At 70.1% G+C, this 18,474-nt stretch carries 19 protein-coding genes; 15 read left to right on the plus strand and 4 right to left on the minus strand.

Translation table 11 applies throughout. The features are described 5' to 3' along the window. Positions 1-16 precede the first annotated feature (16 nt). The 14 genes from EOT10_RS26240 (at position 17) to EOT10_RS26305 (ending at position 13,114) form a co-directional block, all read left to right on the plus strand. Positions 17-1,219 (plus strand): acyl-CoA dehydrogenase family protein, encoded by a 1,203-nt coding sequence (locus tag EOT10_RS26240; RefSeq protein WP_127830807.1) that lies wholly within the window; start codon positions 17-19, stop codon positions 1,217-1,219. Further along, a complete protein-coding gene (locus tag EOT10_RS26245) occupies positions 1,216-2,190 on the plus strand; it encodes a phosphotransferase family protein (protein WP_127830808.1) in 975 nt (324 codons plus the stop codon). Before EOT10_RS26240 ends, EOT10_RS26245 begins: the two co-directional genes overlap by 4 nt. A 46-nt stretch (positions 2,191-2,236) precedes the next feature. Continuing rightward, positions 2,237-3,499, plus strand: a complete 1,263-nt coding sequence (locus tag EOT10_RS26250) for an acyl-CoA dehydrogenase family protein (RefSeq protein ID WP_127830809.1) — start codon at positions 2,237-2,239, stop codon at positions 3,497-3,499. Beyond that, a complete protein-coding gene (locus EOT10_RS26255) occupies positions 3,496-4,272 on the plus strand; it encodes an SDR family oxidoreductase (protein WP_127830810.1) in 777 nt (258 codons plus the stop codon). Before EOT10_RS26250 ends, EOT10_RS26255 begins: the two co-directional genes overlap by 4 nt. Further along, positions 4,269-5,054: an SDR family NAD(P)-dependent oxidoreductase gene (locus EOT10_RS26260; protein WP_127830811.1), complete on the plus strand. Its 786-nt coding sequence runs from the start codon at positions 4,269-4,271 to the stop codon at positions 5,052-5,054. The genes EOT10_RS26255 and EOT10_RS26260 overlap by 4 nt, the downstream gene beginning before the upstream one ends. Further along, positions 5,051-5,845 carry an enoyl-CoA hydratase/isomerase family protein gene (locus tag EOT10_RS26265; protein ID WP_127830812.1) on the plus strand — a complete coding sequence of 265 codons (795 nt, stop codon included), beginning with the start codon at positions 5,051-5,053 and terminating at the stop codon, positions 5,843-5,845. The genes EOT10_RS26260 and EOT10_RS26265 overlap by 4 nt, the downstream gene beginning before the upstream one ends. A 47-nt stretch (positions 5,846-5,892) precedes the next feature. Continuing rightward, a complete protein-coding gene (locus EOT10_RS26270; RefSeq protein WP_127830813.1) occupies positions 5,893-7,041 on the plus strand; it encodes an acetyl-CoA C-acetyltransferase in 1,149 nt (382 codons plus the stop codon). Positions 7,042-7,120: 79 nt separating this feature from the next. Continuing rightward, positions 7,121-7,741: a TetR/AcrR family transcriptional regulator gene (locus EOT10_RS26275; RefSeq protein WP_127830814.1), complete on the plus strand. Its 621-nt coding sequence runs from the start codon at positions 7,121-7,123 to the stop codon at positions 7,739-7,741. A 206-nt stretch (positions 7,742-7,947) separates the two neighbouring features. Next, entirely contained in the window at positions 7,948-9,138 is a 1,191-nt protein-coding gene (locus tag EOT10_RS26280; protein WP_127830815.1) for an ABC transporter substrate-binding protein, read from the plus strand. Between the two features lie 49 nt (positions 9,139-9,187). Beyond that, positions 9,188-9,547, plus strand: coding sequence for a nuclear transport factor 2 family protein (locus tag EOT10_RS26285; protein WP_223281204.1), 360 nt, complete (start codon positions 9,188-9,190; stop codon positions 9,545-9,547). A gap of 44 nt (positions 9,548-9,591) precedes the next feature. Further along, the gene (locus tag EOT10_RS26290; protein ID WP_127830816.1) at positions 9,592-9,969 is read left to right on the plus strand and encodes a hypothetical protein; all 378 of its coding nucleotides are present in this window, start codon (positions 9,592-9,594) and stop codon (positions 9,967-9,969) included. Positions 9,970-10,008: 39 nt separating this feature from the next. After that, positions 10,009-10,329 carry an EthD domain-containing protein gene (locus tag EOT10_RS26295; protein ID WP_127830817.1) on the plus strand — a complete coding sequence of 107 codons (321 nt, stop codon included), beginning with the start codon at positions 10,009-10,011 and terminating at the stop codon, positions 10,327-10,329. A gap of 134 nt (positions 10,330-10,463) precedes the next feature. Further along, positions 10,464-11,975 (plus strand): class I adenylate-forming enzyme family protein, encoded by a 1,512-nt coding sequence (locus EOT10_RS26300; RefSeq protein ID WP_127830818.1) that lies wholly within the window; start codon positions 10,464-10,466, stop codon positions 11,973-11,975. 98 nt (positions 11,976-12,073) lie between these two features. After that, a complete protein-coding gene (locus tag EOT10_RS26305) occupies positions 12,074-13,114 on the plus strand; it encodes an MBL fold metallo-hydrolase (protein ID WP_127830819.1) in 1,041 nt (346 codons plus the stop codon). A gap of 49 nt (positions 13,115-13,163) precedes the next feature. On the opposite strand, the gene EOT10_RS26310 is transcribed toward EOT10_RS26305, so the two are convergent. From EOT10_RS26310 to EOT10_RS26320, 3 genes are read right to left on the minus strand one after another with little or no spacing between them, the layout of a single operon-like run. Continuing rightward, entirely contained in the window at positions 13,164-13,922 is a 759-nt protein-coding gene (locus EOT10_RS26310; protein WP_127830820.1) for an SDR family NAD(P)-dependent oxidoreductase, read from the minus strand. 29 nt (positions 13,923-13,951) lie between these two features. Further along, entirely contained in the window at positions 13,952-14,980 is a 1,029-nt protein-coding gene (locus tag EOT10_RS26315; protein WP_127830821.1) for a phosphotransferase family protein, read from the minus strand. Continuing rightward, positions 14,977-16,179 (minus strand): acyl-CoA dehydrogenase family protein, encoded by a 1,203-nt coding sequence (locus EOT10_RS26320; RefSeq protein WP_127830822.1) that lies wholly within the window; start codon positions 16,177-16,179, stop codon positions 14,977-14,979. Before EOT10_RS26320 ends, EOT10_RS26315 begins: the two co-directional genes overlap by 4 nt. Before the next feature lie 158 nt (positions 16,180-16,337). Here EOT10_RS26320 and EOT10_RS26325 point away from each other — a divergent pair, with 158 nt between their 5' ends. Continuing rightward, positions 16,338-16,982 carry a TetR/AcrR family transcriptional regulator gene (locus EOT10_RS26325; protein ID WP_127830823.1) on the plus strand — a complete coding sequence of 215 codons (645 nt, stop codon included), beginning with the start codon at positions 16,338-16,340 and terminating at the stop codon, positions 16,980-16,982. Between the two features lie 414 nt (positions 16,983-17,396). Here the strand turns inward: EOT10_RS26325 and EOT10_RS26330 are convergent, their stop codons facing one another. After that, a complete protein-coding gene (locus EOT10_RS26330; protein ID WP_127830824.1) occupies positions 17,397-18,455 on the minus strand; it encodes a hypothetical protein in 1,059 nt (352 codons plus the stop codon). Positions 18,456-18,474 lie beyond the last annotated feature (19 nt).

The following is an 18,474-nucleotide window of genomic DNA, read 5'->3' on the forward strand; positions in this document are numbered from 1 at the left end:
CGGAGGTGAGGAAGACATGACGGAAATCCCAGAACCCGAGGAGTTCCGCGCCCAGGCCCGGCAGTGGCTCGCCACGGTCGCCCGGCCGCGCGCCGCCGACGGCGCCTGGGGCAGCGGCTCCGACTCGGTCGCCGTGTTCGAGAACCGGACCGACGAGCAGGAACGCCGGTACACCGCCCGCACCCAGGAATGGGAGCGCACCCGCTACGACCAGGGGTGGGGGGCGCTCAACTGGCAGGCGACGTACGGGGGGCGCGGCCTGCCCGCGTACTACGAGCAGCTCTACCGCTCTGAGGAAGCGGCCTTCGACGTGCCGCACCGCACCGAGATCTTCCCTGTGACGCAGCAGCTCGTCGCGTCGGCGATCGGCATCTGGGGCACCGAGGAGCAGAAGCAGCGGTGGCTGCGCCCGATGCTGCGCGCCGACGAGCTGGCCTGTCAGCTCTTCTCGGAGACCGAGGCGGGATCCGACCTGGCCGCGGTGCGCACCAAGGCGGTGCGCGACGGCGACACCTGGGTCCTCGACGGGCACAAGGTGTGGACCTCCGGAGCGACCGTCGCGACCTGGGGGGTGGCGGTGTGCCGCACCGACCCCGACGTACGCAAGCACGCGGGCATCACCGTCTTCCTCGTCCGCATGGACGCGCCTGGTGTGAGCGTGCGGCCCATCCGGCAGATGACCGGGGGCGCCAGCTTCAACGAGGTCTACCTCGACGGCGTCGTCGTCCTCGACACCGACCGGCTCGGCCCGGTGGGCGAGGGCTGGCGGGTCACGCTCAGCGTGCTCGCCGCCGAACGCCTCGACTCCGGCAACCTCGGCCTGGACAACTCCGACCGGGCCCTGGACCTGGCGCGGCACCTGCCCCGCCCCCTCACCGGCGGCGAACAGCAGCGGGCCGCCGACCTCTACGCACGCGCCCTCGTGCAGCGGCTGATCGGGCTACGGGTGACCGGTGCCCTCGTCGCCGGACGCGAACCCGGCGCGGAGGCCTCGGTCGGCAAGCTGTACGCAACCGAGACGATGCGGCGCACCAGTGATCTGGTGTCGGACCTGCTCGGCCCGTCCCTCGTCGCCGACACGGGGGAGTGGGGCACGTACGCCTGGACGGAGCACCTGCTCGGCGCGCCCGGATACAGCATCGCGGGCGGCACCGACGAGATCCAGCACACCATCCTCGCCGAGCGCGTGCTCGGCCTGCCCAAGGAGCCTGTCCGATGAGCACGGCCACCCCCGTAGCCGAACTGGCCCTGCGCGTCCGTGACCGGCTCGCCCTGCGTCATCCCGGCACGCTCATAGGGGAGTTGGCGACGCTTCCGGGCGGACACTCAGGGCTCACGTACTCGGTCACGGCGGGGGAGCAGAAGTACGTCGTCAAGGCGGTGCCCCCGGGGCAGCGGCCGATCGGGCGCAACGACGTGCTGCGCCAGGCGCGGGTGCTGCGCGCTCTCTCCGGCTCCGCAGTGCCCGTGCCGGGTCTCGCCGCCGTCGACGAGGTCCAACCCGCCTGGTTCGCCATGGAGTTCGCCGCCGGTGAGGCCGTCGAGCCCGTGCTCGACGAGCCCGAGGTACCCGCTACGACGGCGCGGGCGCGGATGCTGGACAGCGCCCGCGTCCTGCGCGCACTGCACGGTACCGATGTGTCAGGCCCTACTCTGCAGGCGCCCGAGCCCCTCGACGCCGCGGGTGAGTTGGAGCGCTGGAGCCGCACTATGCACGCCGTCCCGGCCGAACTTCGGCCGGGCGGTGAGGAGTTGCTCGCACGCCTCGCGGAGGACGTGCCCGACGGCCTCCCGCCCGTGCTGCTGCACGGCGACTTCCGGCTCGGCAACGTGCTGTACGTCGGCGAGCGCGCCGTCGCCGTCGTCGACTGGGAGATCTGGAGCGTGGGAGACCCGCGCATCGACCTCGGCTGGTTCCTGCTCTTCGCCGACCACCACAACTTCCCGCAGCTGGGGCGAGCGGTGCCTGGCCTGCCCACCGAGGCCGAACTCCTCGACGCCTACCGCGACGGCGGGCCCGAGCTGCCCGCGATGAACTGGTTCCGGGCGCTGGGCCGCATGAAGATGGCCGCGATCATGGGCCACAACCTGCGCCGGCACCGCGAGGGCAAGCACCACGACCCGGACCAGGAGCGACTGCCGCCGACCATCGCCGCGATGATCCGCACGGCGCGCGACCTCCTCGACTGACCCGAGCGGCCCCGGGGACCCGCTCAGACCCACAACAGGAGCCATCATGGACTTCGGATTCTCGCCGCGCGCGAGTGAACTCCAGGACCGCATGCGGTCGTTCATGGAGCAGTACGTCTTTCCAGCGGAAGCGGTGTACGACCGGCAGCTCGCCGAGGCGGACGACCCGCACGCGCTGCCGCCGGTGATGACCGAGCTGAAGGAGAAGGCCCGCGCCGAGGGCCTGTGGAACCTCTTCATGGCGCACGGCGACTGGGGCGCGGGACTCACCAACCTCGAATACGCGCCGCTCATGGAGCTGGCCGGGCGCTCCATCATCGGGCCCGAAGTGTTCAACTGCTCGGCGCCCGACACCGGCAACATGGAACTGCTCGCTCTGTACGGCACCACCGAGCAGCAACAGCGGTGGCTGCGGCCCCTGTTGGACGCGGAGATCCGCTCCTGCTTCGCCATGACCGAGCCCGAGGTCGCCAGTTCCGACGCCCGCAACATCCGTACCAGCATCACGCGTGACGGCGACGAGTACGTCGTCAACGGCCGTAAGTGGTACACCTCCGGGATCCTCGACCCCGACTGCCGGCTGATCATCCTGATGGGCAAGACCGACCCGGACGCGCCTACCTACCGGCAACAGAGCATGCTGCTCATTCCCCGGGACACCCCGGGCGTCACCGTCCTTCGCGACCTGCCGATGTTCGGCTACACCGACCGGCTCGGCCACGGCGACGTGCTCTTCGAGAACGTCCGCGTGCCCGTGCGGAACATCCTGGGAGGCGAAGGCGAGGGGTTCGCGCTCGCTCAGGGGCGGCTCGGCCCGGGACGCATGCACTACGCGATGCGCGCCGTCGGATTCGCCGAGCGCGCCCTGCAGCTGATGTGCGAACGCGTCACCGAGCGCGAGGCCTTCGGAGGGCCACTCGCTGATCGGGGCGTGGTGCGCGAATGGGTCGCCCGGAGCCGCATCGAGATCGAGCAGCTGCGGCTCCTGGTTCTCAAGTCGGCCTGGCTGATGGACACCGTCGGCAACGCCGCCGCCCGTATGGAGGTCGCCGCGATCAAGGTGGCGGCCCTCGAGGTCGCCCACAAGGTCGTCGACCGCGCGGTCCAGGCCCACGGAGCGGCCGGGGTGAGCGACGACACCGTACTGGCACGGCTGTACTCCATCACGCGGGCCCTGAAGATCGCCGACGGCCCCGACGAGGTGCATCTGCGGACCGTGGCCCGCCAGGAACTCGCCCCGTACAAGAAGTCCAAGAAGTGCGAGACACAGGCCCCGACGCATTCCCAGACGAAGGCAGGTGCGGCGTGAGCGCCCACACCCTCGACGGCAAGGTGGCCGTCATCACCGGCGGGTCCCGCGGCATCGGCCTCGGCATCGCCACCGCCTACCGCGCGGCCGGCGCCCACGTGGTGATCGCGGCCCGCAAAGCACCCGGACTCGACTCGGCGCGCGAGGAGTTGCTGCGCGTCAAGGGCGACGGCGATCTCCACACCGTGGTCGCCAACGCCGGTGAGCCGGACCAGGCCGAGGCCTGTATCGACGAGACCATGACCCGCTTCGGCCGGGTCGACATCCTCGTCAACAACGCGGCGACCAACCCCTACAACGGCGACCTCATCGATCTGGACCTGCCGCGCGCGGAGAAGACCGTGCGCGTCAACCAGTACGGCATGCTCGCCTGGACCCGCTACGCGTGGCGGGCCTGGATGGCCGAGCACGGGGGAGCGGTGGTGAACATCGCCTCCGTCGGCGGACTGATCGTCGACCCGCACATCGGCTACTACAACGCCACCAAGGCCGCCATGCTGCACATGACCCGGCAGCTCGCCTACGAACTCGGGCCGCGGGCACGAGTGAACGCCATCGCGCCCGGACTCATCAAGACGGAACTGGCACGCGCGGTGTGGGAAGTTCGCGAGCCCCTCCTCACCGCCAAGCTGCCGATGCGGCGCCTCGGCACGGTCGAGGACGTGGCGAACGCCGCCCTGTTCCTCGCCTCCGACGCCTCGTCCTGGATGACCGGCCAGACCCTGGTCCTCGACGGCGGCGCGACCGCACTGCCCATCGGGGTGGACGAGTGAGCGCGCCGCGCCCCGCCGCCGAACTGTTCTCCCTGGAGGGCCGGACCGCCCTCGTCACGGGCGCCTCCGCCGGGCTCGGCGCACGGTTCGCCGCCGTCCTCGCGCAGGCGGGTGCCACCGTGTTCGCCGCCGCACGGCGCATCGACCGGCTGAAGGAGCTCGCCGACTCCGACGCGCGCATCCACCCCGTCGCCTGCGACGTCTCGCAGGAAGCCGACCGTACGAGGCTGGTGGACACCGCGCTGGCCGCCACCGGCCGCATCGACATCCTGATCAACAACGCGGCCACGTCCGGCGAGACGCGCGCCGAGGACGAATCCCCGGGCGCCTTCGCCGACGTCCTCGACGTGAACCTCACCGCACCGTTCCACCTGGCCCGCCTGATCGCCGAAGCGCCCGCCCCCACCGAGGGACCCCCGGTGGGCCGGAGCATCGTCAACATCTCCTCCATCCTCGGCCTGGTCTCCGCCGCGCCCCTCGGCGGCGCGAGTTACGCCGCGTCCAAGGCCGGACTCATCGGTCTGACACGGGAGTTGGCCGGGCAGTGGGGCCGCGCCGGGACCCGCGTCAACGCGCTCGCGCCGGGTTGGTTCCGCACCGAGATGACCGCGGACCTCTTCGGTGACGAGCGCTCAAGGCGCTGGATCGAGCGCAACACCCTGCTCGGGCGCGGTGGCGAGGCCCAGGAACTCGACGGCGCGCTGCTGTTCCTCGCCTCGGACGCCTCCACGTACTGCACCGGACAGGTCCTGACGGTCGACGGCGGATGGACCACGCGATGACGGTCACGGCGGAGATCGACGACGGCGGCCTCGCCCGTGTCACCCTGCGCCGGGGCGAGGCCGGCAACGCCATCGGCCTGGAGACCGCGCACGGACTCCTCGACGCCGCACGGGCCTGCGAGCGCGCGTCCGTACGAGCCGTCCTGCTCACTGCCGAAGGGAAGTCCTTCTGCGTCGGCGGCGACCTCAGGGAGTTCTCCCTACTCTCCGGCGAGGCGCTGGAGAAGCACCTCATCGCGGTCACGGAAGCACTGCACGAGGCACTGCGCACGTTCGCCGCGCTCGATGCGCCCATGGTGGCCGCCGTGCAGGGCGCGGTCGCGGGCGCGGGCATCGGTCTGGCCGCGGCAGCCGATGTGACCCTCGCCGCCGACAGCGCCTCGTTCACCGCGGCGTACACCGGGATCGGCTACTCGCCGGACGCCGGAGTGAGCTGGTTCCTGCCGCGTCTGCTCGGCCCCAAGCGGGCCCTGGACCTGCTGCTGACGAACCGTAGGACATCGGCCGCCGAAGTCGCCGCGCTCGGCCTGGTGAGCCGCGTCGTCCCCGCCGGTCACCTCCCCGAGGAGGCCGCGCGGACGGCCGAGGTCCTGCGCCGTGGACCCACCGCCGCGTTCGGCGCCACGCGCCGGCTCGTCGCCGCCGGGCTGACCTCGCCGCTGGGCCCGCACCTGGACCGTGAGGCCCGCGCGCTCGCCGCCGCGGCCGCCTCCGACGAGGGCCGCGAGGGCGTCGCCGCCTTCCTCGGCAAGCGGGCGCCCGACTTCACGCGCGCCGCGTCCGGCACCTGATGCCATCCCCTGTCCCCTTGAACTTCGAGAACCTCGTGGAGCCCACCATGTCGGAAGCATTCATCGTCGGCGCCGTCCGCACCCCGGTCGGCCGCCGCAAGGGCACACTCAGCGGCGTACACCCCGCCGACCTCGGCGCACACGTGCTGCGCGCCCTGCTGGAACGCACCGGCGTCGACCCGGCGGCCGTCGACGACGTGTACTTCGGGTGCGTCAGCCAGATAGGCGCCCAGAGCGGGAACATCGCCCGCACCGCCTGGCTGTCGGCGGGGCTGCCGCAGCACGTGCCCGGCACCACCATCGACCGGCAGTGCGGATCGTCCCAGCAGGCCGTCCACTTCGCGGCCCAGGCCGTCGGATCGGGGGCCGCCGACCTGGTGGTCGCGGGTGGCGTGGAGGCGATGAGCCTGGTACCCATCGCCAGCCCCATGCACCTCGGTGAACAGGCGGGCCTCGGCAACCCGTTCACGGGGGAGGGCTGGCGCGAGAACTTCGGGGAGCAGGAGGTGTCGCAGTTCCGCGGCGCCGAGCTGATCGCCGAGAAGTGGGGCATCACCCGCGAGGACATGGAGCGGTTCGCGCTCGGCAGCCACCAGCGGGCCCTCGCCTCCCAGGCGGCCGGCGACTTCGACGACGAGATCGTGCCGGCCTTCGGGCTCACCGCCGACGAGGGCCCGCGCGCCGACACCACGCTTGAGAAGATGGCGGGCCTGAAGCCCCTCACCGAGGACGGACGGCTGACCGCCGCCGTCTCCAGCCAGATCTCGGACGGCGCCGCCGCCCTCCTGATCGCCTCCGAGGAGGCCGTACGCCGCCACGGTCTGACCCCGCTCGCCCGGGTGCACAGCATGGCCGTGGTCGGCTCCGACCCGATCCACATGCTGACCGGCCCGATCCCCGCCACCGAGAAGGTCCTCGACCGGGCGGGCCTGACGATCGACCGGATCGACCTGGTGGAGATCAACGAGGCCTTCGCCTCCGTCGTCCTCGCCTGGCAGAAGGAGATTGGTGCGCCCCATGAGCTGGTCAACGCCTTCGGCGGGGCGATCGCGCTCGGGCATCCGCTCGGCGCCACGGGCGCCCGGCTCATGACCACACTGATTCACCAGCTGCGCAGGACCGGCGGTCGCTATGGTCTGCAGACGATGTGCGAGGGCGGCGGCATGGCCAACGCAACCGTGCTCGAACGGGTGTAGGTCATTCGGTTGGCAACTGAGTTCAACTTGGGTTTACTCTCGGGTACGACCACGGTGGGTGACGGCCAGGAGAGAAGCAATGACAAGGATCGTTGAACCGGAGGCGGGACCCCGGTCCAAGCGCGCCGCCATCCTCACGGCCGCTGTGGACTGTTTCGGGGAGGCCGGCTACGAGGCCACCAAGTGGTCCACCGTGGCGGAGCGGGTCGGTATCGGCCAGACCGCCCTCTATCACTATTTCGAATCGAAGACCCACTGCCTGCTCACGATCATGCGGCTCGAACTGGAGCGCTCGCACGACCGGTTCGTCGAGGCGACCAAGGACGTGGAGGACCCCGTCGAGGCGCTGCGGACGGCGGTCCGCGCGGCGTACGACGTCTCTCCGCACGAGGTCCTGCAGATGCGCATCCTGCAGAACCACATGGATCTACTCTCGGGTACCCGCAGGTCCAAGCGTGAGGAGGCCGAGCGCGTGGCGGCCCGGCAGCTGGTCCAGGTCGTCGAGAGGGACTGGACGAACCTGCTGGTGAAGGGCATGTCCCAGGGCTCCTTCCCGCTGCGGGACGCGCAGCTCCTCGGTTCGAGCGTGCTCGGACTGATCGTCAGCGTGTGGCGGTGGTACCGGCCGTCGGGACCGACACCACTGTCGGAGATCAGCGAGCTGATCGAGGGCGCCTGCGTACGCATGGTCGCTTCCTGACGCCGATATCGATGCGGAACCGCTGAGCGGTCCCGCCCTGCGCGGCCCCCTGACGGACATCCGTCAGGGGGCCGCGCTGTTGTTTCGGGTCACCCCGACTGGAGCGTGGCGGATCGGTATGTGACCGGCCATTGCCAGGTGCGTTTCCCCGGGATTAACATCCGAACTGAATTGAACTTAACTCAGGTTGATCTGAGGGAGGGGTCATGCGACGACGCAGGACTCGCGCGCTCATCGCCGCGCTGGCCGCCACGCTCGCCCTGATGGCGAACGCCTGCGGCACGAAAAGCCCCTCTGCGGGCGACGACAAGGTCATCAAAATCGGTGCGTGGTACCCGCTCACCGGCCCCCTGGCATCCTTCGGGATCCCCGAAAGGGCAGGAGCCGACGCTTACTTCACATCGGTCAACGCACAGGGCGGGATCAACGGCCGCAAGATCGACTGGGTCGTCAAGGACAACGCCAACGATCCGCAGCAGACCGTCCAGATCGCCCGTCGACTCGTGGACCAGGACGGGGTCGTGGCGATCGTCGCCACCAACGGCACCTCCCAGACCCAGGCCACGTTCCCCTTCGTCCTGGAGCAGTCGAAGGTGCCGGTCCTCAACACGCTCGGCGGCGACGCGTCCTGGTACGAGCCGGCGCGCGACGGGCTGTTCGGTCTGCAGACGCTGTACGAGGACCAGGCCGCCGCCCTCGGACAGTGGGTGGTGCGGGACGGCGCCAAGAAGGTGGTCGTCGTGCACAGTGACCCGGCGGCGTTCGTGAACGTGGGCAAGCAGATCGAGCCCGCCGCCCGCAAGACCGATCCGTCGGTACAGGTGAAACGGCTGACGGTGAAGTACCAGACCACCGACTACAGCCCGGTGATCAGCAAGGTCAAGGCCCAGAAGCCCGACGCCGTCGTGCTGATCCTCACCGCCCCCGAGACCGCCTCGTACCTCAAGGAAGCGCGGCTCCAGCGGCTCACCGCCCCGGTGTACGGCTACGCGCCCGTGGCGGCGCAGGCCACGCTGACACTGGCCGGGAAGGCGGCCGAAGGGCTCAAGGCGCTGCAGCTGGTCAAGTCGCCGCACGACGACGACCCGGCCATCAAGGAGTTCCGCACGGCGATGGCGAAGTACGAGCGGGGGCAGCCGGCCGACTTCATCACCCTGTGGGGCTGGGAGGCGGCCAAGGCCTTCGGCGAGATAGCCAAGACCATCGACGGGCCGGTCACCAGCGAGTCGCTGACCCGGGCCTTCGCTAACGCGCGCCAGGTCGACACGGGCGTCGGGCCGGTTCTCGACTTCGGTCCCGGCCACCACCTCGGCACCCGTGACCTGCAAAAGCTCGTCGTCAAGAACGGCCGCTGGGAGTCGCAGGGCGACTTCTTCACCCCGCCGACCCGCGACTGACAGCCTTCGTGTCGCGCACGGCTGCCACCCCCCAACGAGAGGACCAATCATGGCCGACGTACTGCTCGCTTACATGGCACGCATGGACAGCGAGGACCCCGAGCAGGCGCTCGACCTCCTCGAACCGGACTTCCGCTACCTCATCGCCCTGCCGGGCCGCGAGGCGACGGGACGCTCCAAGGCGGACTTCGCCGCCTACATCGCGGGCCGCAACGCCGTGGAGAGGGAGCACAAGATCCTCCGGCACAGCTCCGACGGCGATCTGGAGACCGTGTACGGAGTGGTGACCGAGTCGGGGAAGGCCGTCGGGTCCTTCCTGTCGGCGGCCGTGGTCACGCCCGAGGGGCGAATGGCCCGCTACCAGTCGTACTTCACCACGACGTACGACCTCATCGACCTGCCGGAGTAGTCCCGCATACGCGGCCACCGACACCGAGCCGAAAGGAAGCCCAGATGACGAAGACGACGACCGCCGCCCCGTTTCTCACCGCCTGGTTCGAGATCCTCGACAGTGACACGCCGAACAGGATCCTCGATTTGATCAGTGACGACTTCGAACTCTCCATCCTGTTCTCCACCGGCGACGGCAACGCGACCGACTTCGCCGGGGACCGCGCCGAGCTGGTCGGCTATCTGGAACAGCGCGAGCGGGGAACGCGTACCCACCATCTCCTGTCCGCGACCACCATCGGCCAGGACGAGCTCTTCCTCGGCGAGGTGCGCCGCGCAGGTGTCCCCGAGGCGAGTTTTGTCGCCGCCGGACGCGTCGACGACGAGAACCGGCTGCAGCGGCTGCTGATCGGCCGGTCGTCCGAGATCCGCTTCGAATGACCCCGTCGCGCCTCAACCGACCCTGTTTGGAGAGTGGTTATGTACAACCTCGTTCTGCTGGCAGCCCGGCCTCCGGAGTGGACGCACGAGCGGTTCATCGACTGGTGGCGCGGCGACCACGCCGAACTCACCTACCACCTGCCCGGGTTGCGCGCCTGGCGGCACACCGAGATCGACCAGGCCCTGGAGCCGCGCTCCGAGGGCTGGGACGGAATCTCCGTGCTCAGCTTCGACTCCCCGGAGGAGCTGAAGAAGGCACTCGAGAGCCAGGAGTGGGCGGACGCGATCGCGCAGGTGGGGGACATGAAGGGACGGCGTATCGCGGTGATGGGCCATGAGGCGGAGATGTTCACCGGCTGAGACCTGCCCGTATATCGCCAATACAGCACCAGGCACCACAGCGCCAACGCACCACAAGCGCCAACGCACGACAGCACCACGGCACGCGCCACACGGTCATCACGGAGTTCGGTACAGCGTAGCGAGGAAGCGGGATGCGACAGGTAGTGCGGGAGTTCCAACACAGGGCCGAGCAGGAGGACTTCGTCGCTGTCATCGACGACACAGGCCCCCATACGGCGCGCGAGCTGCTCGCCGAGGCGGCCCGGCTCGCCGAGGTGATGTTCCCCGGGGGAGCCGGAGGGGCGGGCGGCACCGTCGCGCTGCAGGCCGACAACTCGTGGCGCACCGTCGCCGGCAGCCTCGCCGTGGGCCTGACGGGAGGTGTCCTCGCGGTGGTCAATCGGCACACCACGCGTGCGGAGTTCGCCGCGGCCTGCGAGGACATCCGACCGGACGCCGTGGTCGCCGAGCCCTCGGCGATGGAGGAATGGGGGGTGTCCGACCTGGTTGCGGAGGGCCGGGTGGGCACGGTGCTCGAGGGCTGGGCCTGCCGGTCGGCGCCCGGACCGTACGACGTGGCGCGCTGGTCGGGCGGCGCCCTCATCGGACTGACGTCCGGTTCGACCGGGCGGCCGAAGGGAGTTGTGCAGTCCGAGGCCGCCCTGCGTTACGCCGGTACGAGCACCATCGAGATCAACGGCCTGGCGCGCGGGGACGCGGTGGCCGCGATTGTGCCGCTGTCGTCGACGGCCGCGTATTGCTTCGGCGTCTACCTCTCCCTTCTGCTGGGCGGCCCGCTCGTACTGACGGCGAAGTGGGACCGGGCAGCGGCGTTGCGGCGGATGGCCGAGACCGAGGTCCGCTGGACCATGTGCGTCCCGACGATGGCACTCCAGATGGGCGCAGAAGCGGCCGGATCCGGCGCCCTCGGGGGAGTGCGCGCCATCACGGTCGGCGGCGGACCGATGGACCGCGGAGCCCTCGCCCGCGCCGAACAATCCCTGGGGACGAAGATCCTTCGCGTCTTCGGCATGTCCGAGTGCCTGGGCCACACCTCCCCGAGCCCCGACGACCCCGAGGAGATCCGGCTCGGCAGGGACGGCCGCCCCTTCCCCGGCACGGACCTCCGCGCGCTCACCCCCGACGGCGCCCAGGCGGCACCGGGTGTGTCCGGGCGGGCGCAGGTCCGCGGCCCGTCCCTCTTCCTCGGCTATGCACGTGACGGCCGGGTCGAGCCGCCGGAGCTGATGGACGACGGCTACTTCCCCACCGGCGACCTGCTGATGACCCACGAGGACGGCACCGTCACCATCATGGGCCGCGAGAAGGACATCATCATCCGCGGCGGCCGCAACATCGACATCACCGAGATCGAGCGGGCGGTGGCCGCCTACCCGCGCGTGGCCAGGGCCTGCGTCGCCGCCGTCCCCGACGAGGTGCTCGGCGAGCGGATCGCGCTGCTCGTCGTCACCGAGGACGGCGGCGCCATCGACCTGGCGGAGATCACCGCACACCTCGAACACCTAGGCCTCTCCAAGAGCAAATGGCCCGAATTCGTGTACGGCGTCGAGGAGTTGCCTCAGACCAAGGTCGGCAAGCTCGACCGGTCCGGGGCCGGCGAACTGGCCCGCAGGCTGCGTACGCACACTTCCGGCCCGGCCTGACCCGGCGGCATTACCGAGGGCCGCGCCGCCACACGACCGGCGCGGCCCGCACCACGAAGGACAACCGACCACGGCACAACAGCCGGCAAGGGAGAGTCATGACACCGCGGTTCGACCAGGGCCCATGGGCCGCAGCCGGAGTCCAGACCGTGCAGCCTGAGGTGCACCGCGTTGCGCTGCCGCTGCCCAACGACGGTCTGCACGCCGTCAACGTCTATCTGCTGGAGAACCTGGCGGAGGACGACGGCATCGTCATGATCGACGGCGGCTGGGCGATCCCCGAGGCCCGCAAAGCGCTCGAAGAAGCCCTCGCCGCCATCGGCCGCGACCTCGGCGACATCCGCCACATCCTCGTCACGCACATCCACCGCGACCACTACACCAACGCAGTCGAGCTGCGCCGACTGCTGGGCTCACGCGTGTACTTGGGCGCGGGCGAGCGGCCAGGCCTGGAGATGCTCCACCGGCTGCGCAGCGACGAACCCGCGGGGTCACTGGAGACACTGCGCCGGGCGGGCGCCGGCGAACTGGCCGACCACGTCCAGGCGATGGACCACGGCGGCTACGACCCGAGCGTGTGGGAGGCCCCGGACCGCTGGCTCGGAGCGGAGACCCTGCGCTTCGGCGAACGCGAACTGCGCGTCGTACCAACTCCCGGACACACCACAGGACATGTCGTCTACCTCGACGAACAGCGCGGGCTGCTGTTCTCAGGGGACCACGTACTTCCGCACATCACTCCGTCCATCGGTTTCGAACTGACCGAACCCGGCGGACGACCCCTCGCCGACTATCTGGACTCGCTGCGGCTCATGACCCGCTACGCCGACACGCGCCTGCTGCCCGCCCATGGGCCGGTCGCCGACAGCTCCCACACGCGCGTCGCCGAGCTGCTCACGCACCACGACAACCGGCTGGCCAAAAGCCTGGCAGCCCTGGGGGACGCCACACTCGACGCCCACGCGGTGGCGCGCGCCCTGGGCTGGACGCGCCGGGAAGTGCCGTTCGGTGACCTCAGCGCCTTCAACCAGATGCTCGCGGTCAACGAGACGGCGGCCCACCTGGACGTCCTGGTGCTGCGGGGACGGGCCGCGGTGAAGGTCGTGGGCGGGGTGAACCAGTACACGCGAGTGCGCTGACGATCAACGACCTCAAGGGGCGCGGCAGTTGCCGCGCCCCTCACGTGTGTCAGCGGGCCGTCCAGCCGCCGTCCACGTACAGCTCGGAACCGGTCACGAAGCTGGAGTCCGGCGAGGCGAGGAACGCGACCGCGCCCGCGACCTCGTCGGGCCGGCCGAGCCGCGCCATGGGGGTGCCCTCGACCATCGCGGTGTGCCGGGGCGTGCCGCGCCACAGCTCGCGCGAGAGCGGCGTCTCGATGAAGCCGGGATGGAGGGAGTTGACGCGGACACCGCGGGTGGCCCAGTGCAGCGCGGCGTTCTTCGTCATCAACCGGACCGCGCCCTTCGCCGCGTGATACGAGAACTGGCTGCCGAAGCCGCCGACCGTACCGAAGATCGACGCGATGTTCACGATCGAGCCGCCGCCGGAGCGCTCGATCGCGGGCCCGCCGTGCTTCATGCCGAGCCACACACCGCCCTGCGTGACTCCGATGACCTTGTCCCAGGACTCCTGGGTCTCCGTCTCCACGGTCCGCATCTCCGCGATCCCCGCGTTGTTGACGAGGACGGACAGGCCGCCCAGCTCGGCCACCACGCGCTCGATCGCTGCGCGCCAGGCCTCCTCTTCGCTCACGTCGAGGGCGAGCCCCAGCGCCTGCGCCCCGTCGGCGGAGAGCTCCTTCGCCAGTTCCGTACAGCGGTCGGCGTCGACGTCGGTGACCACCACGGTGGCACCCTCGGCGGCGAGCCGACGTGAGACGGCATCGCCGATGCCCCCGGTCGCACCGGTGACCAGGGCAATCATTCCGGACAGTCGCTCTCGCACGGTCTCTCCTTCGTTCGCGGGTGCGGTGATCACGACAGCAGCTCCAACCCCGAGCGCAGCAGCGCGGGGACCGCGGAGCCGACCTGCTCGAAACCGGTGCCGACGGTGCGGCCCGCGATATAGCGGGCGTGGATGCCCTCCGCGATCACCGCGAGCTTGAAACAGGCCAGAGCCTGGTAGAAGGGCAGCGCGGTGATGTCCCGGCCGGAGCGCGCGGCATACCGCTCTGCCAGCTCGTGCCCACCAGGGAAGGCCGGATGGGCCGTCGGCACGTGGCGCGCCCCGAGCACCGGTTCGCAGGCCGGGTCCCAGTACATGAGCAGCATGCCGAGGTCGGCGAGCGGATCGCCGAGCGTGGCCATCTCCCAGTCGACGATCGCGGCGATCTGCCCGAAGTCGCCGGGCGCCAGGATGGTGTTGTCGAGGCGGTAGTCGCCGTGCACGATCGCCGGTGCGCCGCTCGCAGGCACGGTGCGGGCGAGCCTGCCGTGCAGGGCGTCGAGGTCGGGCAGCGCCCGCGTCGCGACCTTTTCCCACTGGCCGCGCCAGCGTCGCACCTGCCGTTCCAGGTAGCCGTCCGGGCGGCCGAAGTCGCCCAGTCCGACGGTCGCGGCGTCGACCGCGTGCAGGGCCACCAGGGCGTCGACAAGAGCGTCGGCGGATCCCCGTACGTCCGCGGACGGCAGCGCCGCGACCTCGTCGCCGTCGCGCAGCACCGCCCCCTCCACGAAGTCCACGACGCAGAACGGCGCTCCGATGACGTCCGGGTCCGTGCACGACAGGACGGCCCCGGCGACCGGCACCCCGGTGCCGCCGAGCGCGGCGACCACGCGGTACTCGCGGTCCATGTCGTGCGCGGTCGGCGTCAGCACCCCAAGCGGTGGCCGGCGCAGCACCCACCGGTGCGTTTGGTCGGTCACGCGGTACGTCAGGTTGGAGCGCCCGCCGTGCAGCAGCTCGATCCCGAGCGGGCCCGTGCACTGAGGGACATGGCGCTCGAAGTACCGCCGCAGCGCGGGCACATCGATACCGACGACGGCTGCCTCGGGCGCGGTCACAGCGCGGCCCGCCGCTCCCGCGCCGCGCGCACGGCGCGTTTGGCGATGGCCCAGCGGTGCGTCTCGGACGGCCCGTCGTAGATACGGAACGGCCGCACCTCCCGGTACAGACGCGACAGGGGGGCGTCCCCGGAGATGCCGAGCGCTCCGCACACCTGCACGGCCCGGTCGACCACCCGGTTGACCGCCTCCGAGACGTACGTCTTGGTGATCGAGGTGTGCTGGGCGGCCGAGCGGCCCTGGTCCAGTTCCCAGCAGGCCCGCCACAACACCGCCCGGCTGGTCTCGATGTCGATCTCGGAGTCGGCCAACAGCTGTTGCACCATGCCCAGTTCGGCCAGCGGCTTTCCGAAGGCCGAGCGGTCCGCCGCCCGTTCCAGGGCGATGTCCTGCGCGCGGCGCGCCACCCCGAGCCAGCGCATGCAGTGGGTCATCCGCGCGGGCCCGAGGCGCACCTGCGCATATGTGAAACCCTCGTCGACCGCGCCCAGCGCGGCGTCGTCGCCGACCTCGCAGTCCTCAAAGACGACCTCGCTGTGGCCGCCGAACAGCCCCTGGTCCAGCGTGTCGATGTTCCGGACGATCTTCATGCCCGGGTTGTCGGCCTCGACGAGGAACATCGTCGCCCCGCCCGCGTCCCCCGCCTCGCCGCGGGTGCGAGCCATGACGATGGCGAAGGCGGCCCCGTCCGTGCCGCTGATGAACCACTTGCGGCCGTCGATCCGCCAGCCGCCGTCGATCCTCGTGGCGGTCGTGGCAAGGGCCCGGGGATCGGAACCGGCGCCGGGTGCAGGCTCGGTCATCGCGAAGCACGAGCGCACCACACCGGCCGCAAGCGGGCGGAGGAAGCGCTCCTTCTGCTCCTCGGTGGCGACCACTTCGAGCAGGTGCATATTGCCCTCGTCGGGCGCAGCGCAGTTGAGCGCGAGCGGCCCGAGCAGCGAGTACCCGGCCGCTTCGAACACCACCGCCTGCCCGCACAGATCAAGTCCGAGCCCACCCCACTCGTCGCCGACGTGCGGGGCGAACACCCCTGCCACGCGTGCCGCCTCCTGAAGCCGACGGCGCAGCGGCTCCGGCCCGTTGTGGACGTTCCCGTCGCACGCCTGCTCCTCGGGGATCACCACATCCCGTACGAGCTCCGCGGTGCGCCGCGCGATGTCGGCCACCCTCTCGTCGATCTCGAATCCGATGGACACGCTCACTCCCGAGTTCGGCTAATGACCATTAGCCATCAGAGAGGGGGAGGGGTGATGTGTCAAGGGCGAGGCCGCTATCCTTGTGGAAGAACAGGTCAGATGACCACGCAGAGCATTGCTCAGTCAGCTAACCATGAGTAGCCTAACGGAGGGGTGGCATGGGAGTAGTGCACGACGGCCAGGACGGTCGCTACGAGCGTGCTCATCGCCCCGCACGATCCGAGGAGAAGTCGCCGGCGGACCGCCGGTCGGGGATCCGCCTGGCAGCGCTGCGACTGTTCGCGGAACAGGGCTACCGGTCCACGACCATGACAGACATCGGCGCCGCCGTCGGCATCCGCGGCCCGAGCCTGTACAAACACGTGGCCTCCAAGCATGAACTCTTGGCCGAGATCATGATCGGCACGATGGAGCAGCTCATCGCGGACAACATCGCGGCCGTCGGCGGCACAGACGATGTACGCGAACAGCTCCGCCGCTCGGTGGAGGCACACATCCGCTACCACGCACGCCATCGCCTCGAGGCATTCGTCGGCAACCGTGAGATCGGCAACCTGGAGCCGCCGGACCAGGAGCGTGTGCTCAGCAGCCGCAGCGACTACGAGCGCCGCTACCGCGAACTCATCGAACGGGGTGCGGCCGAAGGTGCCTTCGAGGTTCGGTCGGCCAGGATCGCCTCGTACTCGATCCTGGATATGGGCATCGGCGTGGCCAGCTGGTTCCACGAGGGTGGCGAGTCCTCCGTTGACCAACTCGCCTACCAGTACGGCGATATCGCCCTGCGCATCGTGAATGCTTACTGATTTCCGATCGTGGTGTCGTGAGAGCCGGAGGGTATCGAACCTCGCGGGTGCAGCACTCCGGATGTCGTGAGGAATCGGCGAGGTTGTGGCCTGACAGCCGAGCGGGGGCGATTTCCGGCAAGCGAAGGGGTCTGCTGCACGATCGGGTGACTGACCTGCCCCACCTCTCAGGTTCCAGTTCTGGTGGCTAACTGACGGCCTTCACGAAAGGCTGCCCGACATGCCCCGCGCCTACCCCGCTGAGTTCCGCGCCCGCGCCATCGCGCTGGTGCGGAAACGGCACAGGGTGGGCCGGCGAAGACTTCAGCGCTGATGATCGTCCTGGCACAGACCGTCGGAGTGACTCGCGATCCCGCGAGTGAAGTCCGGAGAGACGGTGGCCCCCGTGATGGGGTACTGGTGAAAGAGAACGTTTCAGGACGGGTTCGTGTCCACCCAGTCAGAGACGGCCACGTGCCAGCCGAGTTGAAAGCGGGTTGCCGCGCCGACCGTATCCATCAGATGGTGCAGTCTCCGCTGGACCGTGCGGTGGCTCATGTCGAGTTGGCGGGCGATGGCTGCGTCGGTGAGTCCGATGTGGAGCAGGGCGATGATCTTCCGGTCGATCGGTTCGAGTTGACCGGAGCGGGGTTTGTTCTCAGCTGCGGTCTGGTCGAGGCCATCGGTACGCAACTGCCAACCCATCGCGAAGTACAGTTCGAACATCGAGATCAGGGTGGTGAGCAGGTTGCTGCGGTGCACCACCAGTGCCACGGGTTCTCCGGCCGCGTCCCGTTCGCGGTCGAGCGGCAGCACGGCGATGTCGTCGTCGGCGATGAGCAGCTTGGTGGGCACCTTGTCGGTGACGGAGATCTGCTGCCCATGCGCTGCCGCCTGTGCGAGGGAGCGAGCGGCCGCGGGATCCTCCAGCCAGGCGCGTTCCAAGACGGTGCGTATGGTCAGCCCTCGGAGCATCATGTCGCGTTCCACCTCATCCAGGTTGTCCTGGTAGGTGATGACGCTGGTTGCCTGCGTGGCCGGGATCATCCCTCGGACTTCGCTCCGCGCGTCCCGTTGCATCGCGACCAGCCAGCGCCGGATCGCGGCAGCTCCGGACAGGACCTCGACGATTGCCTCGGAGGTATGGGACTGTGCGGCGCGGTGCCGGTCGGCCAGCTCGGTGACGAGATGCTCGACCCGGTGCAGGGCGGCGCGCCGGGATTCCAGCAGGGGACCTAGCGCAAGGGTCGGCGGCGAGGCACGGTAGCGCACACCGTCCGTGTCCTGTTCGGCGCTGGCCAGCCCGCGATCGACCAGAGTCGACAGGATGCGCTCAACCGCCTCGCCGTTCCCGAGATGCGGGGCCAGGGCTGCCGGATCGCTGCCAGGACGGTCGATGAGGAGGCGGTAGAGGGCGTCCTGCTCGGCGTCGATACCGAGCAGGGTCAGCAGTGAAGGCTCCGCCATCTTCGGTTGCGGGACCGGCTCCGCCACAGTCCCCACTCCCTCAGTC

The sequence above is a fragment of the Streptomyces antnestii genome, assembly GCF_004005495.1.
Classification (GTDB): domain Bacteria; phylum Actinomycetota; class Actinomycetes; order Streptomycetales; family Streptomycetaceae; genus Streptomyces; species Streptomyces antnestii.

What these genes read in the sequence shown, in the direction of transcription:
- EOT10_RS26275 (WP_127830814.1), top strand. Translation starts at nt 7,121, where the DNA reads ATGACAAGGATCGTTGAACCGGAGGCGGGACCCCGGTCCAAGCGCGCC.
- EOT10_RS26305 (WP_127830819.1), top strand. Translation starts at nt 12,074, where the DNA reads ATGACACCGCGGTTCGACCAGGGCCCATGGGCCGCAGCCGGAGTCCAG.
- EOT10_RS26250 (WP_127830809.1), top strand. Translation starts at nt 2,237, where the DNA reads ATGGACTTCGGATTCTCGCCGCGCGCGAGTGAACTCCAGGACCGCATG.
- EOT10_RS26300 (WP_127830818.1), top strand. Translation starts at nt 10,464, where the DNA reads ATGCGACAGGTAGTGCGGGAGTTCCAACACAGGGCCGAGCAGGAGGAC.
- EOT10_RS26265 (WP_127830812.1), top strand. Translation starts at nt 5,051, where the DNA reads ATGACGGTCACGGCGGAGATCGACGACGGCGGCCTCGCCCGTGTCACC.
- EOT10_RS26325 (WP_127830823.1), top strand. Translation starts at nt 16,338, where the DNA reads ATGGGAGTAGTGCACGACGGCCAGGACGGTCGCTACGAGCGTGCTCAT.
- EOT10_RS26270 (WP_127830813.1), top strand. Translation starts at nt 5,893, where the DNA reads ATGTCGGAAGCATTCATCGTCGGCGCCGTCCGCACCCCGGTCGGCCGC.
- EOT10_RS26240 (WP_127830807.1), top strand. Translation starts at nt 17, where the DNA reads ATGACGGAAATCCCAGAACCCGAGGAGTTCCGCGCCCAGGCCCGGCAG.
- EOT10_RS26290 (WP_127830816.1), top strand. Translation starts at nt 9,592, where the DNA reads ATGACGAAGACGACGACCGCCGCCCCGTTTCTCACCGCCTGGTTCGAG.
- EOT10_RS26285 (WP_223281204.1), top strand. Translation starts at nt 9,188, where the DNA reads ATGGCCGACGTACTGCTCGCTTACATGGCACGCATGGACAGCGAGGAC.
- EOT10_RS26295 (WP_127830817.1), top strand. Translation starts at nt 10,009, where the DNA reads ATGTACAACCTCGTTCTGCTGGCAGCCCGGCCTCCGGAGTGGACGCAC.
- EOT10_RS26280 (WP_127830815.1), top strand. Translation starts at nt 7,948, where the DNA reads ATGCGACGACGCAGGACTCGCGCGCTCATCGCCGCGCTGGCCGCCACG.
- EOT10_RS26245 (WP_127830808.1), top strand. Translation starts at nt 1,216, where the DNA reads ATGAGCACGGCCACCCCCGTAGCCGAACTGGCCCTGCGCGTCCGTGAC.